The organism is Rhodococcus sp. ACS1 (assembly GCF_002300155.1).
Classification (GTDB): Bacteria; Actinomycetota; Actinomycetes; order Mycobacteriales; family Mycobacteriaceae; genus Rhodococcus_F; species Rhodococcus_F koreensis.
In genome coordinates this window covers 630,477-647,787 of the sequence record NZ_NSDZ01000010.1, presented here as the reverse complement: position 1 = coordinate 647,787, position 17,311 = coordinate 630,477, and the positions used below count along the sequence as shown (strand labels likewise).

Below are 17,311 nucleotides of genomic sequence, written 5' to 3'. Positions count from 1 at the left end.
GCCTCCCCATCATGACCGAGCAGCCCATGGTGATAGAAGACTCGTACACCGGCCACGTCTCCCCCGGTTCGGCGCCGCAGCGCCGCACGGTTCCGGGAGCCACGATCACGAAGATGTCCGTCGGCCCCATGGACAACAACGTGTACCTGGTCGTCTGTTCCGCAACCGGAAAATCCATCCTCATCGACGCCGCCAACGAGGCGGACCGCGTCAACCAACTTATCGGCGAACACGCGCCGTCGCTCGACCTGATCGTCACCACGCACCAGCACGGCGACCACTGGCTGGCGCTCGAGGACGTCGCGGCGGCCACCCGCGTGGACACCGCCGCCCATCCACTCGACGCCGACGCACTGCCCGTCCGGCCCGACCGCCTCCTCGAGGACGGCGACACCGTCACCGTCGGCGAGGTCACCCTCGACGTGATTCACCTCGCCGGCCACACCCCCGGCTCCGTCGCGCTCGCACTCACCGAAGCAGGCAGCGGACGCACCCACCTGTTCACCGGCGACTCCCTCTTCCCCGGCGGCGTCGGCAAGACCGCCGACGCGGGCAAGTTCGCATCACTGCTCACCGACGTCGAAACCAAGCTCTTCGGCCGCTACGGCGACGACACCGTCGTCTACCCCGGCCACGGTGACGACACCACCCTCGGCGCCGAGCGCCCCCACCTCGGGGAGTGGCGCGAGCGCGGCTGGTGACCGCATCCGATCGCCGATCGCGCACCGCACGGTCCGCGATTGGCGATCGGCCTCCCTGGGTACTGGTGAATGGGCGGACCGTCGGTTCGGCAACACAGTTGTACGCCGACGACTGCCCAGAACTCTCGTTAGTGTGAGACGGGAGAACTCGAGATTGGGAGGCCAGGAATGCTCGTCCGTCGTATCGCTCGCCCACTGCTGTCCGCGATCTTCATCAGCGGAGGGATCGATGCACTTCGAAATCCGGCGCAGAAAGCACAGGCCGCCGCACCACTGATCGACAAGTCCACCGAGGCGCTTCCCGGGTCCGTCACGCAGAAGATCCCGTCCGACCCGGAGACGTTGGTCAAGATCAACGCCGCCGTGCAGATCGGCGGCGGAGTGCTCCTCGCCACCGGGAAGGCACCGCGCCTCGCGTCACTCGCGCTCGCAGGCAGCCTCGTGCCCACTACCGTTGTGGGGCACGACTTCTGGAACGAGACCGACCCCGCGAAGAGGGCGGCTCAGCGCACTCAGTTCCTCAAGAACGTGAGCCTGCTCGGCGGACTGCTCATCGCCGCCGTCGACACCGAGGGCAAGCCCTCACTGGGCTGGCGTGGACGCCGCGCCGCCCGGCACGCACAGGAGACCGTGGCCGCGGCCCTGCCCCTCGGCTCCGGTCACGACCATCACGGCCCCGAGATCGGAGAGGCCCTGGCCGCGGCGTCGGAGCGCGCCCGCATCCTGTCCGGCGAGGCCGCCGAGCGTGGGTCCGGCCTCCTCGAGGTCGCGAAAGACCGTAGCACCGAACTCGCGAAGGTCGCGGCGGATCGCGGCGCCGAATGGGCGGAGGTCGCGAAGGAACACGGCGCAGAATGGGCAGAGGTCGCGAAAGAACACGGCGCCGAGTGGGCGGACGTCGCCCGCGAACGCGGCGCGGAACTCGTCGAGGCGGCGAAGGAGCACGGCCCGGAACTGGCCGAGGTCGCCCGCGAGAAGGGCGGCGAATGGGCAGGCACCGCCGCAGAACGCGGTGAGGTGCTGAGCAAGCGGGCCCGCAAGCAAGCGGAAACCGCGCTCGAGAAGGCCAGGGCGAAGCGGGACGAACTGTCCCACTGACCCGGCCCGCGCCGGATATTCGATCTGATCGGCCCCGGAGATCGCCGCTGACCTGCGAAGTCAGCGACACACCTCCGGGGCCGACTAGACTGTCCAGGCACTTTTGCAGCCGATCCGGTTGCAGCCGAACCAGTCAAGGAGACCTCTTGCCCGACGAGGACACGTCACGCGACGAGCGCGAGCTCGAGCAGCAGTACGTGACGATGCTCTACACCCGACTGGACGGCCTTCGCCAGTACGCGGCGAACCGGCTGAGCCGTGTACTGCTCGAAACCGGCGGCACCCCGCAGGCGCGGAGCGAGCGCGAGTCCTTCAATCAGCTCTACACCGAAGACCTCGCCAAATACGACGCCGCCGAGAACGGACTGTGCTTCGGCCGGATCGACCTCGACGGCGAGCACCGCTACGTCGGCCGCCTCGGCATCCTCGACGAGGAGAACGACTACGAGACGATGCTCCTCGATTGGCGTGCGCCCCTTGCCCGCCCGTTCTATCTCGCGACCCCGGCCGCCCCGGACGGCGTCACCCGCCGACGGCACATCCGCACGCGGAGCCGCCGAGTGACCGCCGTCAACGACGAATACCTGGACCTGGCGGCCGCGGAGGCCGCGGGCACGGTCACCGGTTCGGACGGCGTCGCGGGTGAGAGCGCGCTGCTCTCGGCGTTGAACGCTGCCCGCACGGGCCAGATGAACGACATCGTCGAGACGATCCAGGGCGAGCAGGACGCCATCATCCGGTCGGAGCACAAGAGCGTGCTCGTGGTCCAGGGCGGTCCCGGAACCGGCAAGACCGCGGTCGCTCTGCACCGCGCCGCCTACCTGCTCTACACGTATCGCCAGCAGCTCGCGAAGGCCGGCGTCCTCATCATCGGCCCCAACGCCACGTTCCTCGACTACATCGGCCAGGTGCTGCCGTCGCTCGGCGAGACCGGTGTGCTGCTCTCCACCATCGGCGACCTCTACCCCGGTGTCCGCGCCACCGTCGAGGACAGCCTCGACGCCGGCGAGATCAAGGGCTCGCTCGACATGCTGGACGTTCTCAAGAAGGCGGTCCGGGATCGACAGGAAGTGCCGTCGCGGCCCGTGGAACTGACGTTCGACACCTATCGGATCACTCTCGACCGCAAGGTCGTCACCCGCGCTCGTGGCCGGGCGCGGTCGTCCAGACGCCCGCACAACCTGGCCCGTCCCGTCTTCGTCTCCTCGGTCATCGAGGCGCTCGCGCAACAACTCGCGGACACCCTCGGCGCCAACGTCGTCGACGGCGGGAACCTGCTGAGCCGGGACGACATCGCCGACATGCGCGACGAGATGCGTGAGGACCCCGACATCATGACGGCGATCAGCGCGCTGTGGCCGGAATTGTCGCCGCAGCAGGTCCTCGCCGAGCTGTACGCCTCACCGAAGCGGCTGGCCGATGCCGCTCCGAATCTGACGGAGGCGCAACGTGACTCGCTGCACCGCCCCGGAATGCGCGGCTTCAGCGCCGCCGACGCCCCGCTCCTCGACGAACTGGCGGAACTCCTCGGCGTCGACGACGCCGCCGAGCGGGAGCGCGCCCGTCGCCAGTGGCGGGCACAGATCGCGGACGCCCAGGGCGCCCTGGACATCCTGACCGGTTCGGCGCCGCAGGATCTCGAGGACGAACTGGACCCGGAAATCCTGATGGCGTACGACCTGATCGACGCCAGCCAGCTCGCCGAACGCCACGACGTCGGGCAGCACCAGACCACCGCGGAGCGCGCCGCCGGCGACCGAACGTGGACCTACGGTCACGTGATCGTCGACGAGGCGCAGGAACTCTCGGAGATGGCCTGGCGAATGCTGATGCGGCGCATACCGAATCGCTGGATGACGCTGGTCGGAGACACCGCGCAGACCGGCGACCCGGCGGGAACGTCGTCGTGGCAGCGGATCCTCGAACCGTATGTCGCGAAGCGGTGGAAGCTGACGGAACTGACCGTCAACTACCGCACACCGGCGGAGATCATGACGTCGGCCCGGCGGGTTCTCGCCGAGATCGACGCCGAGCAGACCGTGCCGCGGTCGGTGCGCGAATCCGGTTTCGCGCCGTGGGCCCTGGAAGTGTCCGAGGCCGAACTGGCAGACACCGTGCGCACCTGCGTGTCCCGGGAAACCGGACCGGGCACCACCGTGGTGATCGGCGGCCACGACCTGGTCGCCGCGCTCGCCGACCTGAGGTCGGACACCGTCAGCGTCCTCACGGTGCGTGACGTCAAGGGATTGGAATTCGACTCGGTGCTCATCGCCGAGCCTCAGGACATTCTCGACGAGTCGCCACGGGGTATGAACGACCTCTACGTCGCCCTGACCCGTGCGACGCAACGACTCGGTGTGGTGCACACGAAGACGTTGCCCGCGGTGCTGTCCGAACTCGGCCCGGCAGAGGTCGGGATCCTGTCGTGACCGCGGGCGGTCGCGGTCGGCTGATCGGGTGTGGTCTCGCCCTCACCACGTTTGCGCTGACCGCGTGCTCGGAGGCCACCGCCTCCGACCCGCCGCCCACCGCCTCGGCGGCATCCACCACCGCCGCATCACACCTGGATGCCCGTGGTCTGCGCTACAAGGAGTCACTGGTCGCGGCCGGGATTCCGGCGCCGCCCGACGACACGGTCCTGGCGCTCGCCAACGGGATCTGCGGTCAGCTGTCCGAGGGGACCGACGAGGCGACGATTCTCGCGCATCTGACGCCGATGGCGCAGTTCGCCTCGGCGACGTCGGATTCCGGTCTTACCACCGAACAGGTGGCGCAGGTGTATCTCGATGCCGCCGAGGCGAATTACTGCTGATCGGTCCGGTGTCAGCGCACCGTGTGGACGATGAGGACGTCGGATGTCGACTTGCGTGCGGCATCGGACGGAACCGACCCGAGGAGCCGCCCGGTGAGGGTGTTGAGTCCACGGTTCCCGATCACCAGGAGACCGGCCTCGACCTCGTCGACCAGGTTCAGCAACGACTCGACGGGGGCACCGACGACGGCGCGTTCGACGACCTCCTTGGCGCCGGCGGCGTGGGCGCGCTCCTTCGCGGTGCGCAGGATCTCGTATGTCGGGGCCGAACCGGTGATCTGGTAGGCCTCGTCACCGAGCGCGTCGGCGGCCTGCCCGACGTCCTTGGGATCGGCCGGGTAGTACGCGCAGGCGATGATCAGCTTGGCACCGGCGTCCCCCGCGATGGCGGCAGCCTTCTCGACGGCCAGAAACGACGACTCGGAGCCATCGGTTCCGACGACAACGGTCCGGTAGGCGCTCATTCATTCCTCCATGTCTGCGGTGGTCAATTGGCCGGGGTCCGGACACAGCTCATGCCTGGGACCCAGCAGCCACTGCGCTGACCCTAGCCGTCCCGGTGCCCTCATAGGTGCATTTGCAACACATGCCACAGGGGATATCCCCGGTGCATGACGGATCACATTTTCCGTGCGCCCGGGCTGTGATCGGTGTCAGCGGGACACGGCGACCTTGGGACCGAACACGCCGGCCGGGAACACTCCCGCCGCGACGATCGCGTCACGCCACGGGGTCGCGAGTTCGACGAGCCGGGCCGCCCCGTCCTCCCCCAGTGCCGCCCACGGAGCCAGCGCGAGATCGTCGGTGAGATCCTCGACCAGTTCCCGCAGTTCCGTGCCTTCGGCGGTGAGTTCGCCCCGGGCGTCCAGGATTTCCCGGTCACGCAGACTGTCGCACGCGGAGTCCCACTGCTCCTGGGTCCAGGCGCGGCGGGTGATCGCGAACTTCTTCTGGAACCCGTACCCGGTCGCGGTGTGGGTGATCAACGATTCGAGTCCGCTCAGACCCGCCGTCTGCAGCGCAGCGATGTGACCGTCGCCGCGGTACTCCCGCAGCACGGTGAGGGCATGCCAGAACGCGACGTGCGGTGAGTCCGGCCACTCCACTTCCGTGTAGCCCGCGCAGAGCGGCCTGCCCTCGACACCCGGGATACCCCGCGCCGCAATCGACGCCAGTTCGGCCGCCTCGGCCATCTCCGGCGACGTCGTCACCGATTCACCGAGCAGTCGCACATACGCCTCGCCGACCGCCCGGTACCGGGCCTCGACGATCGCCGCGGGCGTGGCCAGACCCCAGGCACGCGGAATGATCGACGCGACCGCGGCGGGGCTGAAGTTGAAGAACGTCGCCGTGACAACACCGGCACCGACCGCGCCCATCGGCGCGGAACGTCCGGCGAAGTAGCTCATCCGACCCGGTTCCAACCCCGCCTCGACCAGCCGTTCCTCGACCTCGGGAACGAAATAGCTGAGCGAATGAAGCAATTCCAGGGACCGGGCGGTGCGACCTGCGTTGTGTGCATCCATATGTGCGACCGTACTGCTGTGCGACCGTACTGCCTCGGCGCCCTCGCTATTTCAGGCCCGCGGCATCCATGCCGCGCAACTCCTTCTTCAGATCGGCGATCTCGTCGCGCAGCCGCCCGGCGAGTTCGAACTGCAGATCACGGGCGGCGTTCATCATCTGATCGGTCAATTCCTTGACCAGGTCGGCCAACTCCGCCCTGGGCATCGACTTCGTGTCGCGGCCCTCGTACACGCCGGCGCTGACCGAGCGTCCGGCCTCGCCCTGCGCACGACGCCCGCGGGTGGCGTTGCGTCCGGAACCGCCGACGTCGACGCCGCTGGCCGTATCGTCGGCTTCCTCGTAGACCTGGTCGAGGATGTCGGCGATCTTCTTCCGCAGCGGCTGCGGATCGACACCCATCTTCTCGTTGTAGGCGACCTGCTTCTCCCGACGCCGCTCGGTCTCCTCGATGGCGTGCTGCATCGAGTCGGTGATCTTGTCGGCGTACATGTGCACCTGACCGGAGACGTTACGAGCCGCCCGGCCGATCGTCTGGATGAGGCTGGTCGAACTCCGCAGGAAGCCCTCCTTGTCGGCGTCCAGGATGGCCACCAACGAGACCTCGGGCAGGTCGAGACCCTCACGCAGCAGGTTGATACCCACCAGAACGTCGTACTCCCCCAGCCGCAGCTGCCGGAGCAGCTCGACGCGCCGCAACGTGTCGATGTCCGAGTGCAGGTACCGCACCCGGATACCGAGCTCGAGGAGGTAATCGGTGAGGTCTTCCGCCATCTTCTTCGTCAACGTGGTGACGAGGACGCGCTCGTCACGGTCCGCACGTTCGCGGATCTCGTGCACCAGGTCGTCGATCTGCCCCTTGGTCGGCTTGACGACCACCTTGGGGTCGACGAGACCGGTCGGGCGGATGACCTGCTCGACGAACTCGCCGCCGGCCTGCCCCAGCTCGTACTTGCCCGGCGTGGCCGACAGATACACCGTCTGCCCGATGCGCTGGGTGAACTCCTCCCACGTCAGCGGGCGGTTGTCGGTGGCCGACGGCAACCGGAACCCGAATTCGACGAGGTTCCGCTTGCGCGACATGTCGCCCTCGTACATCGCACCGATCTGCGGGACCGTCACGTGGGACTCGTCGATGACGAGGAGGAAATCCTCCGGGAAGTAGTCGATCAGCGTGGCGGGCGCCGTGCCCGGTCCACGACCGTCGATGTGCCGCGAATAGTTCTCGATGCCGGAGCAGAACCCGACCTGCTTGATCATCTCGAGGTCGTACTGGGTTCGCATCCGGAGCCGCTGCGCCTCGAGCAGCTTGCCCTTGTTCTCGAGGTCGGCGAGCCGCTCCTCGAGTTCGGCTTCGATGTCCTTGACGGCGCGTTCCATCCGCTCGGGACCGGCGACGTAGTGCGTCGCCGGGAAGATGCGCACCGAGTCGACCTTCCGCACGACGTTCCCGGTGAGGGGATGCAGGTAGTACAGCGCCTCGATCTCGTCGCCGAAGAACTCGATCCGCACCGCCAGTTCCTCGTACGAGGGAATGATCTCGACCGTGTCACCGCGCACCCGGAAGGATCCGCGGGTGAACGCCAGGTCGTTGCGGGTGTACTGCACGTCGACCAGCAACCTCAGGAGGGCGTCGCGCGGCACCTCCACACCGACCTCGAGCTGCACCGAGCGGTCGAGGTACGACTGCGGAGTGCCGAGACCGTAGATGCACGACACGGACGCCACCACGACCACGTCCCGCCGCGACAGCAGGCTCGACGTCGCGGAGTGCCGCAGACGCTCGACGTCGTCGTTGATCGACGAGTCCTTCTCGATGTAGGTATCGGTCTGCGCGATGTACGCCTCGGGCTGGTAGTAGTCGTAGTACGAGACGAAGTACTCGACGGAGTTGTTGGGCAGCATGTCGCGCAACTCGTTGGCCAACTGCGCGGCGAGCGTCTTGTTGGGCGCCATCACCAACGTGGGTCGCTGCACCTTCTCGATCAGCCACGCCGTGGTGGCCGATTTACCCGTACCGGTGGCGCCGAGCAGGACCACGTCCTTCTCACCCGCGTTGATCCGGCGTTCCAGGTCCGCGATCGCGGTCGGCTGGTCGCCGGCCGGTTTGTGGTCGCTGACGACCTCGAAACGCGCCTCCGACCGCTCGATCTCCCCGATGGGACGGAACTCGGAATGTGCCACCACGGGGTGCTCGGATGCAAACGCCATGCAACCAGGGTAGGCCGGGGGGCCGACAAACTTCCCGGGCGATCTCCGCCGGCTGAAAAATCGCGGTAGGTTCCCTGCCATGGCAGGCGCGACTCACGACATCCACCCACCGAAGGTCGAGTACTTCGACCTCCGCGACCACACCAACACCGACCCCAAGGGTTTCGTCCGTCACGTCGACCACTACCGCGTCGAGCCGTGGGGGCTGTACATGGCACGCACCTCCGACCACCGGCAGTTCCACTACCTGGAGTCGTGGCTGCTCCCCGACCTGGGGCTGCGCGCGTCGATCTTCCATTACCACCCGTATCACCAGCGCGATCAGGACCACTACGTCGACATCGGCACGTTCACCCGCGGCGAGAACGTGTGGAAGTCGGAGGACCACTACCTGGATCTGGTCATCCGCACCGGCCGCGACACCGAACTCCTCGACGTCGACGAACTGATGGAGGCGCACCGCGCCGGCCTGCTCGACGCCGCGACGGCCGAGCAGGCGATCCTCGCCGCCACCACGGCGATCGACGGAATCGCCGCACACGGCCACGACCTCGGCGGCTGGCTGGCCTCGATCGGCATGCCGATCGACTGGCGGTGACCTACGCGCTCCAGCCGGTTCGCTCGGCCCACTCCCATGCCCGGTGATACGCGCGGTCGAACCACGGGCTCTTCGCGTCGACGTAGGCGGTGATCGCGTCCTGATAGTCGGTGTGACCGGCCGCCTTCTCCGCCGCGGCCTCCTTGACCGCGAGGTACTCGGCGCGGGCGTCGGTGTCCGCGCGGAGCCAGTCCCGGAACACGAGCGCGAACTGCTGCCCGGGCCACCCCTCGACCCGGAGATGGATGTTCACGGGCCGCCCCGGATCGGCGCCGCCGTGGATTCGCTTGCCCCACAGAGCCGGATCGGTCTCGCCGCCCTGATACGAGGGCTTCGGGTCGTCGGCGGTGATGTGCTCGATGCGGGGGAACCCGGCGCCCGCGAGTGATTCCGCGAGTTCGTCCGCGACCGCGAGGTTCGCGACCGTCACCTGGACATCGAGGACGTCCTTGGCAGGCAACCCCTCCACGGCCGTCGACCCGATGTGGTCGATCCGGACGGCGCGGTCGCCGCACACCAGCCGCAACCGGGCGATCAACCGGTCGGCCTGGGCAGGCCACTGCGGATTCGGCGAGGCGAGTTCGGGCAGGACACGGACGACGGTCCGCGTGCGGATGTTGGACTCGAAGGGCACGAGACGCTCGGCCCACAGTGCCCGGACCTCCGGCTCGAGCGCACCCGGGGCGCCGCTGTTGTCGAGCCGGACGTCGGCCGCCGCCCGCCGTTGATCGTCGTCCGCCTGGGCTGCGATCCGCGCCCGCGCGTCGGTCTCGGACATCCCCCGCGATCCGACGAGTCGCTGCACCCGGTCCTCGGCGTCGACGAACACGACGACGACCAGGTGGAACGCGGCACCCATGCCGCCCTCGACCAGCAGCGGAATGTCCTGGACGAGCACGGCGTCCTCCGGCGCCGACTCGATCGTCTCGGTGGTGCGCGCCCCGACCAGCGGGTGGACGATGGAATTCAGCGCCAGCCGCGATTCTTCGTCGGCGAAGGCGCGGGCCGCCAGGGCCGGCCGGTCGAGCGCGCCGTCCGCTGTCAGGATCTCCGCGCCGAACCGGTCGACGAGGGCAGCGAGGCCGGGCGTTCCGGGTTCGACGACCTCCCGCGCGATCAGATCGGCGTCGACGATCACCGCCCCGAGTTCGGCGAGGACCTTCGACACGGTGGACTTACCGGCTCCTATGCCTCCAGTGAGGCCGATTCTCAACACGCCCCCAGTGTTGCACCCGCCCGCAACGACGACGCACGTCCCTCCCAGATCTCCACCCACTTCCCGCTCAGCAGACTCACCTGCCCCAAATACCACAGAAGTCCGACACGTTCGGTTATGTTCGAGCGAACGCACCGACCTGCACCTTCTCCAAGAAGAGGAACGCCATGCGCGATCACCGCAACCAGTTCGGTCGGCACCGCCTCGGCACTGCAGGCGGGGTGCATTGCATCGAGATCCCCGAGGTGGCTTCCGCGCTCGCCGAGCATCGCCGGACCTGGCTCACGGCACTCATCAGCCAAGGCAGGCACAGCTTCGCGACGATGCGCAAGCGCGCCGAGGTGCAGTCCTCGTCCGGTTACTGGATTCCCGCAACGGCGAACTGAGCGTCCGAGCACCACCCACGCACTGTGGCCCGACCTCCGAAGAGGTTGGGCCACAGTCGTATTCAGCGCAGTCACAGTGAGGGGTCCCGCAACGGCGAAACCCCGCCCCTGCAGTGCAGGGGCGGGGTCTTCGGCTGTGCCTGACGAGTCAGGCGGACTTGCTAGGCGTTGCCCGACAGCTTCTCGCGCAGAGCAGCGAGCTGTGCGTCGCTGGCCAGCGATCCACCGGCAGACTCGGACGACGAGGAGCTGGAGGACGAAGCGGCGTCGGCGTCGCCGGCACCCGACTCGGAGGAGTAGCCGGCAGCAGCGGTGGCAGCCTCGGCGGCCTCGTCTGCAGCGGTCTTCTCCATCTGAGCGGTGTGCATCTTGTGACGACGCTCAGCCTCGGCGTAGCGGTTCTCCCACTCTTCACGCTGCTTGTCGAAGCCCTCGAGCCATTCGTTGGTCTCGGGATCGAAGCCCTCGGGGAAGATGTAGTTGCCCTGCTCGTCGTAGCTGTCCGCCATGCCGTACTTGGACGGATCGAACTCGGCGTTGTAGTCCTCGTTGGCCTGCTTCAGCGACAGCGAGATGCGACGACGTTCGAGGTCGATGTCGATGACCTTGACGAGTGCATCGTCGTTGACGCCGACAACCTGGTCCGGAACCTCCACGTGGCGCTCGGCCAGCTCGGAGATGTGGACGAGGCCTTCGATTCCCTCTTCGACGCGCACGAAGGCACCGAACGGAACCAGCTTCGTGACCTTGCCGGGCACGATCTGGCCGATGGCGTGCGTGCGGGCGAACTGACGCCACGGGTCTTCCTGGGTCGCCTTGAGCGACAGGGAGACACGCTCGCGGTCCAGGTCGACGTCGAGAACCTCGACGGTGACCTCGGTGCCGACCTCGACAACCTCGGACGGGTGGTCGATGTGCTTCCAGGACAGCTCGGACACGTGCACCAGGCCGTCGACGCCGCCCAGGTCCACGAAGGCACCGAAGTTGACGATGGAGGACACGACGCCCTTGCGGACCTGGCCCTTCTGCAGCTGGTGCAGGAACTCGCTGCGAACCTCGGACTGCGTCTGCTCGAGCCATGCGCGGCGCGAGAGGACGACGTTGTTGCGGTTCTTGTCGAGCTCGATGATCTTGGCCTCGATCTCCTTGCCGACGTACGGCTGCAGATCGCGGACACGGCGCATCTCGACGAGCGAAGCGGGAAGGAAGCCACGCAGGCCGATGTCGAGGATCAGGCCGCCCTTGACGACCTCGATGACGGTGCCCTTGACGGCCTCGTCCTTCTCCTTGAGCTCCTCGATGGTGCCCCAGGCACGCTCGTACTGAGCGCGCTTCTTCGACAGGATCAGTCGGCCTTCCTTGTCCTCCTTGGTGAGGACGAGAGCTTCGACCTCATCGCCCACGGAGACGACCTCGTTGGGGTCGACGTCGTGCTTGATGGAGAGCTCACGGGAAGGGATGACGCCTTCGGTCTTGTAACCGATGTCGAGCAGGACCTCGTCACGATCGACCTTGACGATGGTGCCTTCGACGATGTCGCCATCGTTGAAGTACTTGATCGTTGCGTCGATGGCGGCGAGGAAGTCCTCGGCGGAGCCGATGTCGTTTACGGCTACCTGCGGCGAGGTCACGGTGGTGGAGGGCATGTGTTGAGTTGCTCCGGACGGGTTGTGGTCGGTTGATGGTGTTCTGTCGGACAAGCAACCTGAACCGACGAAAACATTCCCGCCGAATCAGATCACCGCAAGCGCAAGGAACGACACCCGACTGGAACCGAACAAACTCGAACTGAACCGAATCCGATGCCGCACACATAGACACTCGCGTGGAATAGGCTACGCGCCCGTGGGCAAGCTGGGCAAACCCGGGCACGTTCCCACGCTCTACTCTGTTGCCCATGCCCGATCCTTGCCCGTCCGATTCTCCCCTCTCCGCCGGAGACGACCGCCACGGCACCGCCAACAGCGTCCTCGGAACGTCGGGGGTGAGCCGCGTCCGCGTCGACTCCGAGTCCAGCGAACGCGCGAGCCGGGCCTGGTGGGACGCCGACGCGGACGACTACCACCGCACGCACGGCGAGTTCCTCGGCGTGGACTCGTCCCAGGGTGAGTTCGTCTGGTGCCCGGAGGGGCTCCACGAAGGCGATTACCACCTCCTCGGTGACGTCGCGGGCAAGGACGTCCTCGAGGTGGGCTGCGGTTCCGCACCCTGTGCGCGGTGGCTGGCCGGCCAGGGCGCCCGGGCCGTCGGGCTCGATCTGTCCATGTCGATGCTGACCCGCGGGGTCGAGGCCATGCGGGCGGGCGGCCCGGCCGTGCCGCTCGTTCATGCCGGAGCCGAGCACCTCCCCTTTGCCGACGCGAGCTTCGACATCGCGTGTTCGGCTTTTGGTGCAGTTCCGTTCGTGGCGGACTCACAGCAGGTGATGAGTGAGGTCGCAAGGGTCCTTCGCCCCGGCGGGCTGTGGGTGTTCGCCGTCAACCACCCGATCCGCTGGATCTTCCCGGACGATCCGGGTCCGCGCGGGCTCACCGCCTCGCTGCCCTACTTCGACCGCACGCCCTACGTGGAGGTCGACGGCGACGGTGTCCCCACCTACGTCGAGCACCACCGGACCATCGGCGACCGGGTCCGCGAGATCGTCGCGGCCGGGCTGGAGGTGCGCGACATCATCGAGCCGGAGTGGCCCGAGTGGCTCGACCGGGAATGGGGGCAGTGGAGCCCGCTGCGGGGACAGATCTTCCCCGGCACCGCCATCTTCAGCTGCCGCAAGCCGTGAGTACTTCTTAACCGCCGGCGGTTACGAAGTACTCACGGGGCCGGAGGCCACTAGAGCAGTTTCGACAGGAACAACTTGGTGCGGTCGTGCTGCGGATTGGCCAGCAACTCGCGGGGATCGCCCGATTCGACGACGACGCCGGCGTCCATGAACACCAGCTGGTCGGCCACCTCGCGGGCGAAGCCCATCTCGTGCGTGACGACGACCATCGTCATGCCGCCGGCCGCGAGATCCTTCATCACGGTGAGCACCTCCCCGACCAACTCCGGGTCGAGGGCGGACGTCGGCTCGTCGAACAGCATCAGCTTGGGGTCCATCGCCAGCGCGCGGGCGATGGCGACGCGCTGCTGCTGACCACCCGACAGCTGCGCGGGGTACGCGTCCGCCTTCTCGCTCAGGCCCACCTGGTCGAGAAGATCCCGTCCCCGCTCGAGCGCCTTCTTCTTGCTCAGCTTCTTCACCTGGATGGGCGCCTCGATGATGTTCTCGAGCGCCGTCCGGTGCGGGAAGAGGTTGAAGTGCTGGAAGACCATCCCGATGTCGCGGCGCTGCTTCGCCGCCGCCCGGGGGTGGAGTTCGTAGAGCTTGCCGCCCCGCTCGGAGTACCCGACGATCTCGCCGTCGACGTACAGCCGGCCGGCGTTGACCTGCTCGAGGTGATTGATGCACCGCAGGAACGTCGACTTGCCCGAACCGGACGGCCCGACCAGGCACAGGACCTGGCCGGCGCCGATCTCGAGCGACACACCTTTGAGCACCTTCAGCGCCCCGAAGTTCTTGCAGACCCGGTCCGCCTTGACCATCGGCGTCATTTTCGTTCCCCTCCGGGTGTGTCGGGCAGGGTTTCGGGACCGGGTTCGATCACCAGCGGCTTGCCCTGCGCATCGGCGAGCGCCTGCAATTGCCGCGGGGTGAGCTTGCGGGACGCGCCCTTCGAGTAGTACCGCTCCAGGTAGAACTGGCCGATCATGAGCAGGCTCGTGATGGCGAGGTACCAGGTGGCGGCGACCATCAGCAGCGGGATGGGCTGGAAGTTCGCACCCGAGATGTCCCTGGCACGTCCGTACAACTCCAGGCTGTACGGCACCGCGGTGACCAGCGACGTCGTCTTCAGCATGCTGATCAGCTCGTTGCCGGTGGGCGGGATGATCACCCGCATGGCCTGTGGCAGAACCGTGCGACGCATCGTCTGCGACCACGTCATGCCGAGCGCCACCGACGCCTCGGTCTGCCCCTCGGCGACCGAGTTCACGCCTGCGCGGACGATCTCGGCCATGTACGCGGCCTCGTTGAGTCCCAGCCCGATCACCGCGAACAGGAACGCCGCGTTGATTCCCTGCAGGTCGATGTGCACGAACTGGTGGACGAACGGGATTCCCAGATCAAGCTGCTTGTAGATGGACGGGAACAGCCCCCAGAACACCAACTGCACGTAGACCGGGGTCCCGCGGAAGATCCACAGGTATCCCCACGACGCCGCCTTCAGAACCGGGTTCGGCGACAGCCGCATGACGGCGAGCACGACACCGAGGCCGATGGCGATGGCCATCGACAGGATCGTCAGCTGGATGGTGTTCCACGCCGCGGCCGAGATCCGGGCGTCGAACAGATACTGGGCGTAGACGTCCCAGCGGTACGCCTCGTTGGTGCGCGCACCGTTGACGAACAGCGCCAGCAGCAGGCCGACGACGATCGCGGCGATCCACCGGCCGGGCCGCCGCAGGGGGATCGCCTTGATGGGTTCCGGTTCCTGCCCCGTCTCGGTGCCCGGCCGCCCCGGAGCCTTCTCCACGTCAGACACTCGTCAACCGCTCAGCTCGTGGCGCCGTTGATCTGGGAGGTGGTGATGACGCCCGCCTCGACACCCCAGTTCTCCGCGATCGTCCGGTAGGTGCCGTCGTCGATGAGGTGCTGCAGCGCCTGCTGGAGGGTCTGCGCGAGCGGCGAGCCCTTCGCGACGGGCCAGCCGTACGGCGCGGCGTCGAAGACCTCGCCCGCGGCCTCGATCTTGCCGTCGCTCTGCTTGATCGCATACGCGGTGACGGGCGAGTCGGCGGACATCGCATCGACCTTGCCGAGGGCGACGGCGTTGGCCGCGTCGTCCTGGCTGTCGAACTTCACGATCTCGATGGGCGGCTTACCGGCGGCGACGCACGCCGCGCTCTTGGCGGGCACCTCTTCGAGGTCCTCGATGGTGGTCGTCTGCACGCCCACCCGGAGGCCGCACGCGTTGGTGGGGTCGACGGACTTCCCGGCGGGCTGCGCCCACTGCACTCCGGCGCTGAAGTAGGTGGTGAAGTCGACCGACTGCTCGCGTTCCTTGGTGTCGGTGAACGACGACATACCCATGTCGTAGCTGCCGGCCTGGATCGACGGGATGATCTTGTCGAAGTCCGCTTCGGTGTACTCCGGTGTCACGCCGAGCACCTTGCCCACAGCGTCCACGAGGTCGACGTCGAAGCCGACGATCTTGCCGCTCGGATCCTTGAACTCGTTGGGCGAGTAGGGAATGTTGACGCCGACGATGATCTTGCCGGACGAGGCGATCTTCTCGGGCAGTGTCGCCGCGATGGCATCCACCTTGTCGACTTCCACGGCGACGGTGTCTTCTCCGGACGGCGAGCCGCCGCCCTCGGTGTTGCTGGCGCAGCCGGCGAGCAGCAGAGCACTGCCACCCGCCAGTGCACAGATGGTGCGGGCCACGCGGCCTCGCGCGAAGACGGATCGACCAGACACTGGCATGTCCTCCAAGAATCGTGGTACACCGAGCGAGCTACGGCGACGGAGAACTCTCGAACTCCGACTAGTCGAACGGTAGGTCACGACACCCGCAACTGCGGACGTCGTTACCGAACATTAACGGCCTGACCCGGCCCGTGGCGGCGGTTTCAGCGACGCAGTGTCCGGGCGAGGACCGTCTCGGTGAACTCGCTGGTGGACGCGAGTCCACCCAGGTCAGCTGTGGCGACCCCGGAGGCGATCGTCGCACGGACCGCGTCGCGGATACGGTGGGCCGCGCCGCCGAGATGCCGGTCGGCGCGGCGGTCCCCTAGCCACTCGAGCATCATCGCGGCCGACAGCATCAGGGCCGTCGGATTGGCCCGGTTGCGTCCCGCGATGTCGGGGGCGGCTCCGTGCGCCGCCTGCGCCATCACCTTCGTCTCGGAACTGTTGATCGACGGGGCCGTGCCGAGCGAACCGGACAGCTCGCCCGTCAGGTCCGACAGGATGTCGCCGAACATGTTCTCCGTCACCACGACGTCGAAGTCGCGCCCCCTGCGGACGAGGTGCGCGGTCATGGCGTCGACGTGCTCGTCGTCGATCCGCACGTCCGGGTAGTGGCGCTCCCCCACCTCCCGGCAGACGTCGCGGAACAGTCCGGTGGTCATCGACAGCACGTTGGCCTTGTGCACGATCGTGACGTGGCGGGCCCTTGTGCGCGCCAGCGCGAATGCGGTGTGCGCGATGCGCTCACACGCCCGCCGTGTCACGACGCCGACGGCCAGCGCCACGTCGGGAGTCGGCATGAACTCGCCGCTGCCGGCGAACATGTTCCGATCCGCGTACAAGCCTTCGGTGTTCTCCCGGACGATCACGAGGTCCATGTCCGGCACCGTCGAGGCGACGCCCTCGAGCGAGCGCGCGGGGCGGATGTTGGCGAAGAGGTCGAAACGCTTGCGCACCACCCCGCCCGGGGTCAGCCGGCCGCGGAACGGCTCCGGGTAGGCGGCGCTGTCGTGCGGACCGAGGATCCAGGCGTCGAGTTCGTCCAGCGCGGACAGCGTGGAGTCGGGGATCGGCGTTCCGTGCGACTCGATGGCGCCCAGGCCGAGGGGCAGTTCCACCCAGTCGACGTCGCCGCCTCCCGCCGCGGTCACCGCGGCCGAGACCACCCGCTGGGTCGCCGGAACGATCTCGTGACCGATGCCGTCGCCGAGGAGCACCCCGACCCGGGTACCGGAAATGTTTGCCGTAGCACCGCTCAT

General features: G+C 67.6%; 16 protein-coding genes. 7 read left to right on the top strand and 9 right to left on the bottom strand.

All coding sequences use genetic code 11. From position 1 onward, the window contains the following. Positions 1 to 11: 11 nt before the first annotated feature. From CJ179_RS41395 to CJ179_RS41380, 4 genes are all read left to right on the top strand, one after another. Positions 12 to 701: an MBL fold metallo-hydrolase gene (locus CJ179_RS41395; protein ID WP_095865292.1), complete on the top strand. Its 690-nt coding sequence runs from the start codon at positions 12 to 14 to the stop codon at positions 699 to 701. Positions 702 to 869: 168 nt separating this feature from the next. After that, positions 870 to 1,799 (top strand): DoxX family protein, encoded by a 930-nt coding sequence (locus CJ179_RS41390; protein WP_095865291.1) that lies wholly within the window; start codon positions 870 to 872, stop codon positions 1,797 to 1,799. 146 nt (positions 1,800 to 1,945) lie between these two features. Beyond that, positions 1,946 to 4,228: an ATP-binding domain-containing protein gene (locus CJ179_RS41385; RefSeq protein WP_095865290.1), complete on the top strand. Its 2,283-nt coding sequence runs from the start codon at positions 1,946 to 1,948 to the stop codon at positions 4,226 to 4,228. Next, positions 4,225 to 4,611, top strand: coding sequence for a DUF732 domain-containing protein (locus tag CJ179_RS41380; protein WP_095865289.1), 387 nt, complete (start codon positions 4,225 to 4,227; stop codon positions 4,609 to 4,611). The genes CJ179_RS41385 and CJ179_RS41380 overlap by 4 nt, the downstream gene beginning before the upstream one ends. An 11-nt stretch (positions 4,612 to 4,622) precedes the next feature. Here the strand turns inward: CJ179_RS41380 and CJ179_RS41375 are convergent, their stop codons facing one another. From CJ179_RS41375 to uvrB, 3 genes are all read right to left on the bottom strand, one after another. After that, positions 4,623 to 5,075, bottom strand: a complete 453-nt coding sequence (locus tag CJ179_RS41375) for a universal stress protein (protein WP_005247414.1) — start codon at positions 5,073 to 5,075, stop codon at positions 4,623 to 4,625. A gap of 189 nt (positions 5,076 to 5,264) precedes the next feature. After that, positions 5,265 to 6,137: a hypothetical protein gene (locus CJ179_RS41370; RefSeq protein WP_095865288.1), complete on the bottom strand. Its 873-nt coding sequence runs from the start codon at positions 6,135 to 6,137 to the stop codon at positions 5,265 to 5,267. Between the two features lie 46 nt (positions 6,138 to 6,183). Then, entirely contained in the window at positions 6,184 to 8,346 is a 2,163-nt protein-coding gene (gene uvrB / locus CJ179_RS41365; RefSeq protein WP_095865287.1) for an excinuclease ABC subunit UvrB, read from the bottom strand. A 79-nt stretch (positions 8,347 to 8,425) separates the two neighbouring features. On the opposite strand from uvrB, the gene CJ179_RS41360 reads away from it, so the two are divergent. Beyond that, the gene (locus tag CJ179_RS41360; RefSeq protein ID WP_095865286.1) at positions 8,426 to 8,944 is read left to right on the top strand and encodes a DUF402 domain-containing protein; all 519 of its coding nucleotides are present in this window, start codon (positions 8,426 to 8,428) and stop codon (positions 8,942 to 8,944) included. Between the two features lies 1 nt (position 8,945). Here CJ179_RS41360 and coaE read toward each other — a convergent pair whose 3' ends face one another. After that, positions 8,946 to 10,160, bottom strand: a complete 1,215-nt coding sequence (gene coaE / locus CJ179_RS41355) for a dephospho-CoA kinase (protein ID WP_095865285.1) — start codon at positions 10,158 to 10,160, stop codon at positions 8,946 to 8,948. A gap of 167 nt (positions 10,161 to 10,327) precedes the next feature. On the opposite strand from coaE, the gene CJ179_RS41345 reads away from it, so the two are divergent. Then, positions 10,328 to 10,546, top strand: coding sequence for a hypothetical protein (locus CJ179_RS41345; RefSeq protein ID WP_072949307.1), 219 nt, complete (start codon positions 10,328 to 10,330; stop codon positions 10,544 to 10,546). 161 nt (positions 10,547 to 10,707) lie between these two features. Here CJ179_RS41345 and rpsA read toward each other — a convergent pair whose 3' ends face one another. Then, positions 10,708 to 12,192, bottom strand: coding sequence for a 30S ribosomal protein S1 (gene rpsA / locus CJ179_RS41340; protein ID WP_012687956.1), 1,485 nt, complete (start codon positions 12,190 to 12,192; stop codon positions 10,708 to 10,710). Positions 12,193 to 12,443: 251 nt separating this feature from the next. Between rpsA and CJ179_RS41335 the strand changes: the two genes are divergently transcribed. Further along, positions 12,444 to 13,325 carry a class I SAM-dependent methyltransferase gene (locus CJ179_RS41335; RefSeq protein WP_095865284.1) on the top strand — a complete coding sequence of 294 codons (882 nt, stop codon included), beginning with the start codon at positions 12,444 to 12,446 and terminating at the stop codon, positions 13,323 to 13,325. Between the two features lie 50 nt (positions 13,326 to 13,375). On the opposite strand, the gene CJ179_RS41330 is transcribed toward CJ179_RS41335, so the two are convergent. The 4 genes from CJ179_RS41330 to CJ179_RS41315 form a co-directional block, all read right to left on the bottom strand. Continuing rightward, positions 13,376 to 14,137 (bottom strand): amino acid ABC transporter ATP-binding protein, encoded by a 762-nt coding sequence (locus CJ179_RS41330; protein ID WP_072949310.1) that lies wholly within the window; start codon positions 14,135 to 14,137, stop codon positions 13,376 to 13,378. Further along, a complete protein-coding gene (locus CJ179_RS41325) occupies positions 14,134 to 15,117 on the bottom strand; it encodes an amino acid ABC transporter permease (protein WP_072949312.1) in 984 nt (327 codons plus the stop codon). Before CJ179_RS41325 ends, CJ179_RS41330 begins: the two co-directional genes overlap by 4 nt. A 20-nt stretch (positions 15,118 to 15,137) precedes the next feature. Beyond that, a complete protein-coding gene (locus CJ179_RS41320; protein ID WP_012687960.1) occupies positions 15,138 to 16,067 on the bottom strand; it encodes an ABC transporter substrate-binding protein in 930 nt (309 codons plus the stop codon). Between the two features lie 146 nt (positions 16,068 to 16,213). Further along, positions 16,214 to 17,311: an isocitrate/isopropylmalate dehydrogenase family protein gene (locus tag CJ179_RS41315; RefSeq protein ID WP_072949314.1), complete on the bottom strand. Its 1,098-nt coding sequence runs from the start codon at positions 17,309 to 17,311 to the stop codon at positions 16,214 to 16,216.

Excerpts from the sequence above, each read along its gene's own strand:
- CJ179_RS41395 (WP_095865292.1), top strand. The coding sequence starts at position 12 with ATGACCGAGCAGCCCATGGTGATAGAAGACTCGTACACCGGCCACGTC.
- CJ179_RS41390 (WP_095865291.1), top strand. The coding sequence starts at position 870 with ATGCTCGTCCGTCGTATCGCTCGCCCACTGCTGTCCGCGATCTTCATC.
- CJ179_RS41375 (WP_005247414.1), bottom strand. The coding sequence starts at position 5,075 with ATGAGCGCCTACCGGACCGTTGTCGTCGGAACCGATGGCTCCGAGTCG.
- CJ179_RS41370 (WP_095865288.1), bottom strand. The coding sequence starts at position 6,137 with ATGGATGCACACAACGCAGGTCGCACCGCCCGGTCCCTGGAATTGCTT.
- uvrB (WP_095865287.1), bottom strand. The coding sequence starts at position 8,346 with ATGGCGTTTGCATCCGAGCACCCCGTGGTGGCACATTCCGAGTTCCGT.
- CJ179_RS41360 (WP_095865286.1), top strand. The coding sequence starts at position 8,426 with ATGGCAGGCGCGACTCACGACATCCACCCACCGAAGGTCGAGTACTTC.
- CJ179_RS41345 (WP_072949307.1), top strand. The coding sequence starts at position 10,328 with ATGCGCGATCACCGCAACCAGTTCGGTCGGCACCGCCTCGGCACTGCA.
- rpsA (WP_012687956.1), bottom strand. The coding sequence starts at position 12,192 with ATGCCCTCCACCACCGTGACCTCGCCGCAGGTAGCCGTAAACGACATC.
- CJ179_RS41335 (WP_095865284.1), top strand. The coding sequence starts at position 12,444 with ATGCCCGATCCTTGCCCGTCCGATTCTCCCCTCTCCGCCGGAGACGAC.
- CJ179_RS41330 (WP_072949310.1), bottom strand. The coding sequence starts at position 14,137 with ATGACGCCGATGGTCAAGGCGGACCGGGTCTGCAAGAACTTCGGGGCG.
- CJ179_RS41320 (WP_012687960.1), bottom strand. The coding sequence starts at position 16,067 with ATGCCAGTGTCTGGTCGATCCGTCTTCGCGCGAGGCCGCGTGGCCCGC.
- CJ179_RS41315 (WP_072949314.1), bottom strand. The coding sequence starts at position 17,311 with ATGAGCGGTGCTACGGCAAACATTTCCGGTACCCGGGTCGGGGTGCTC.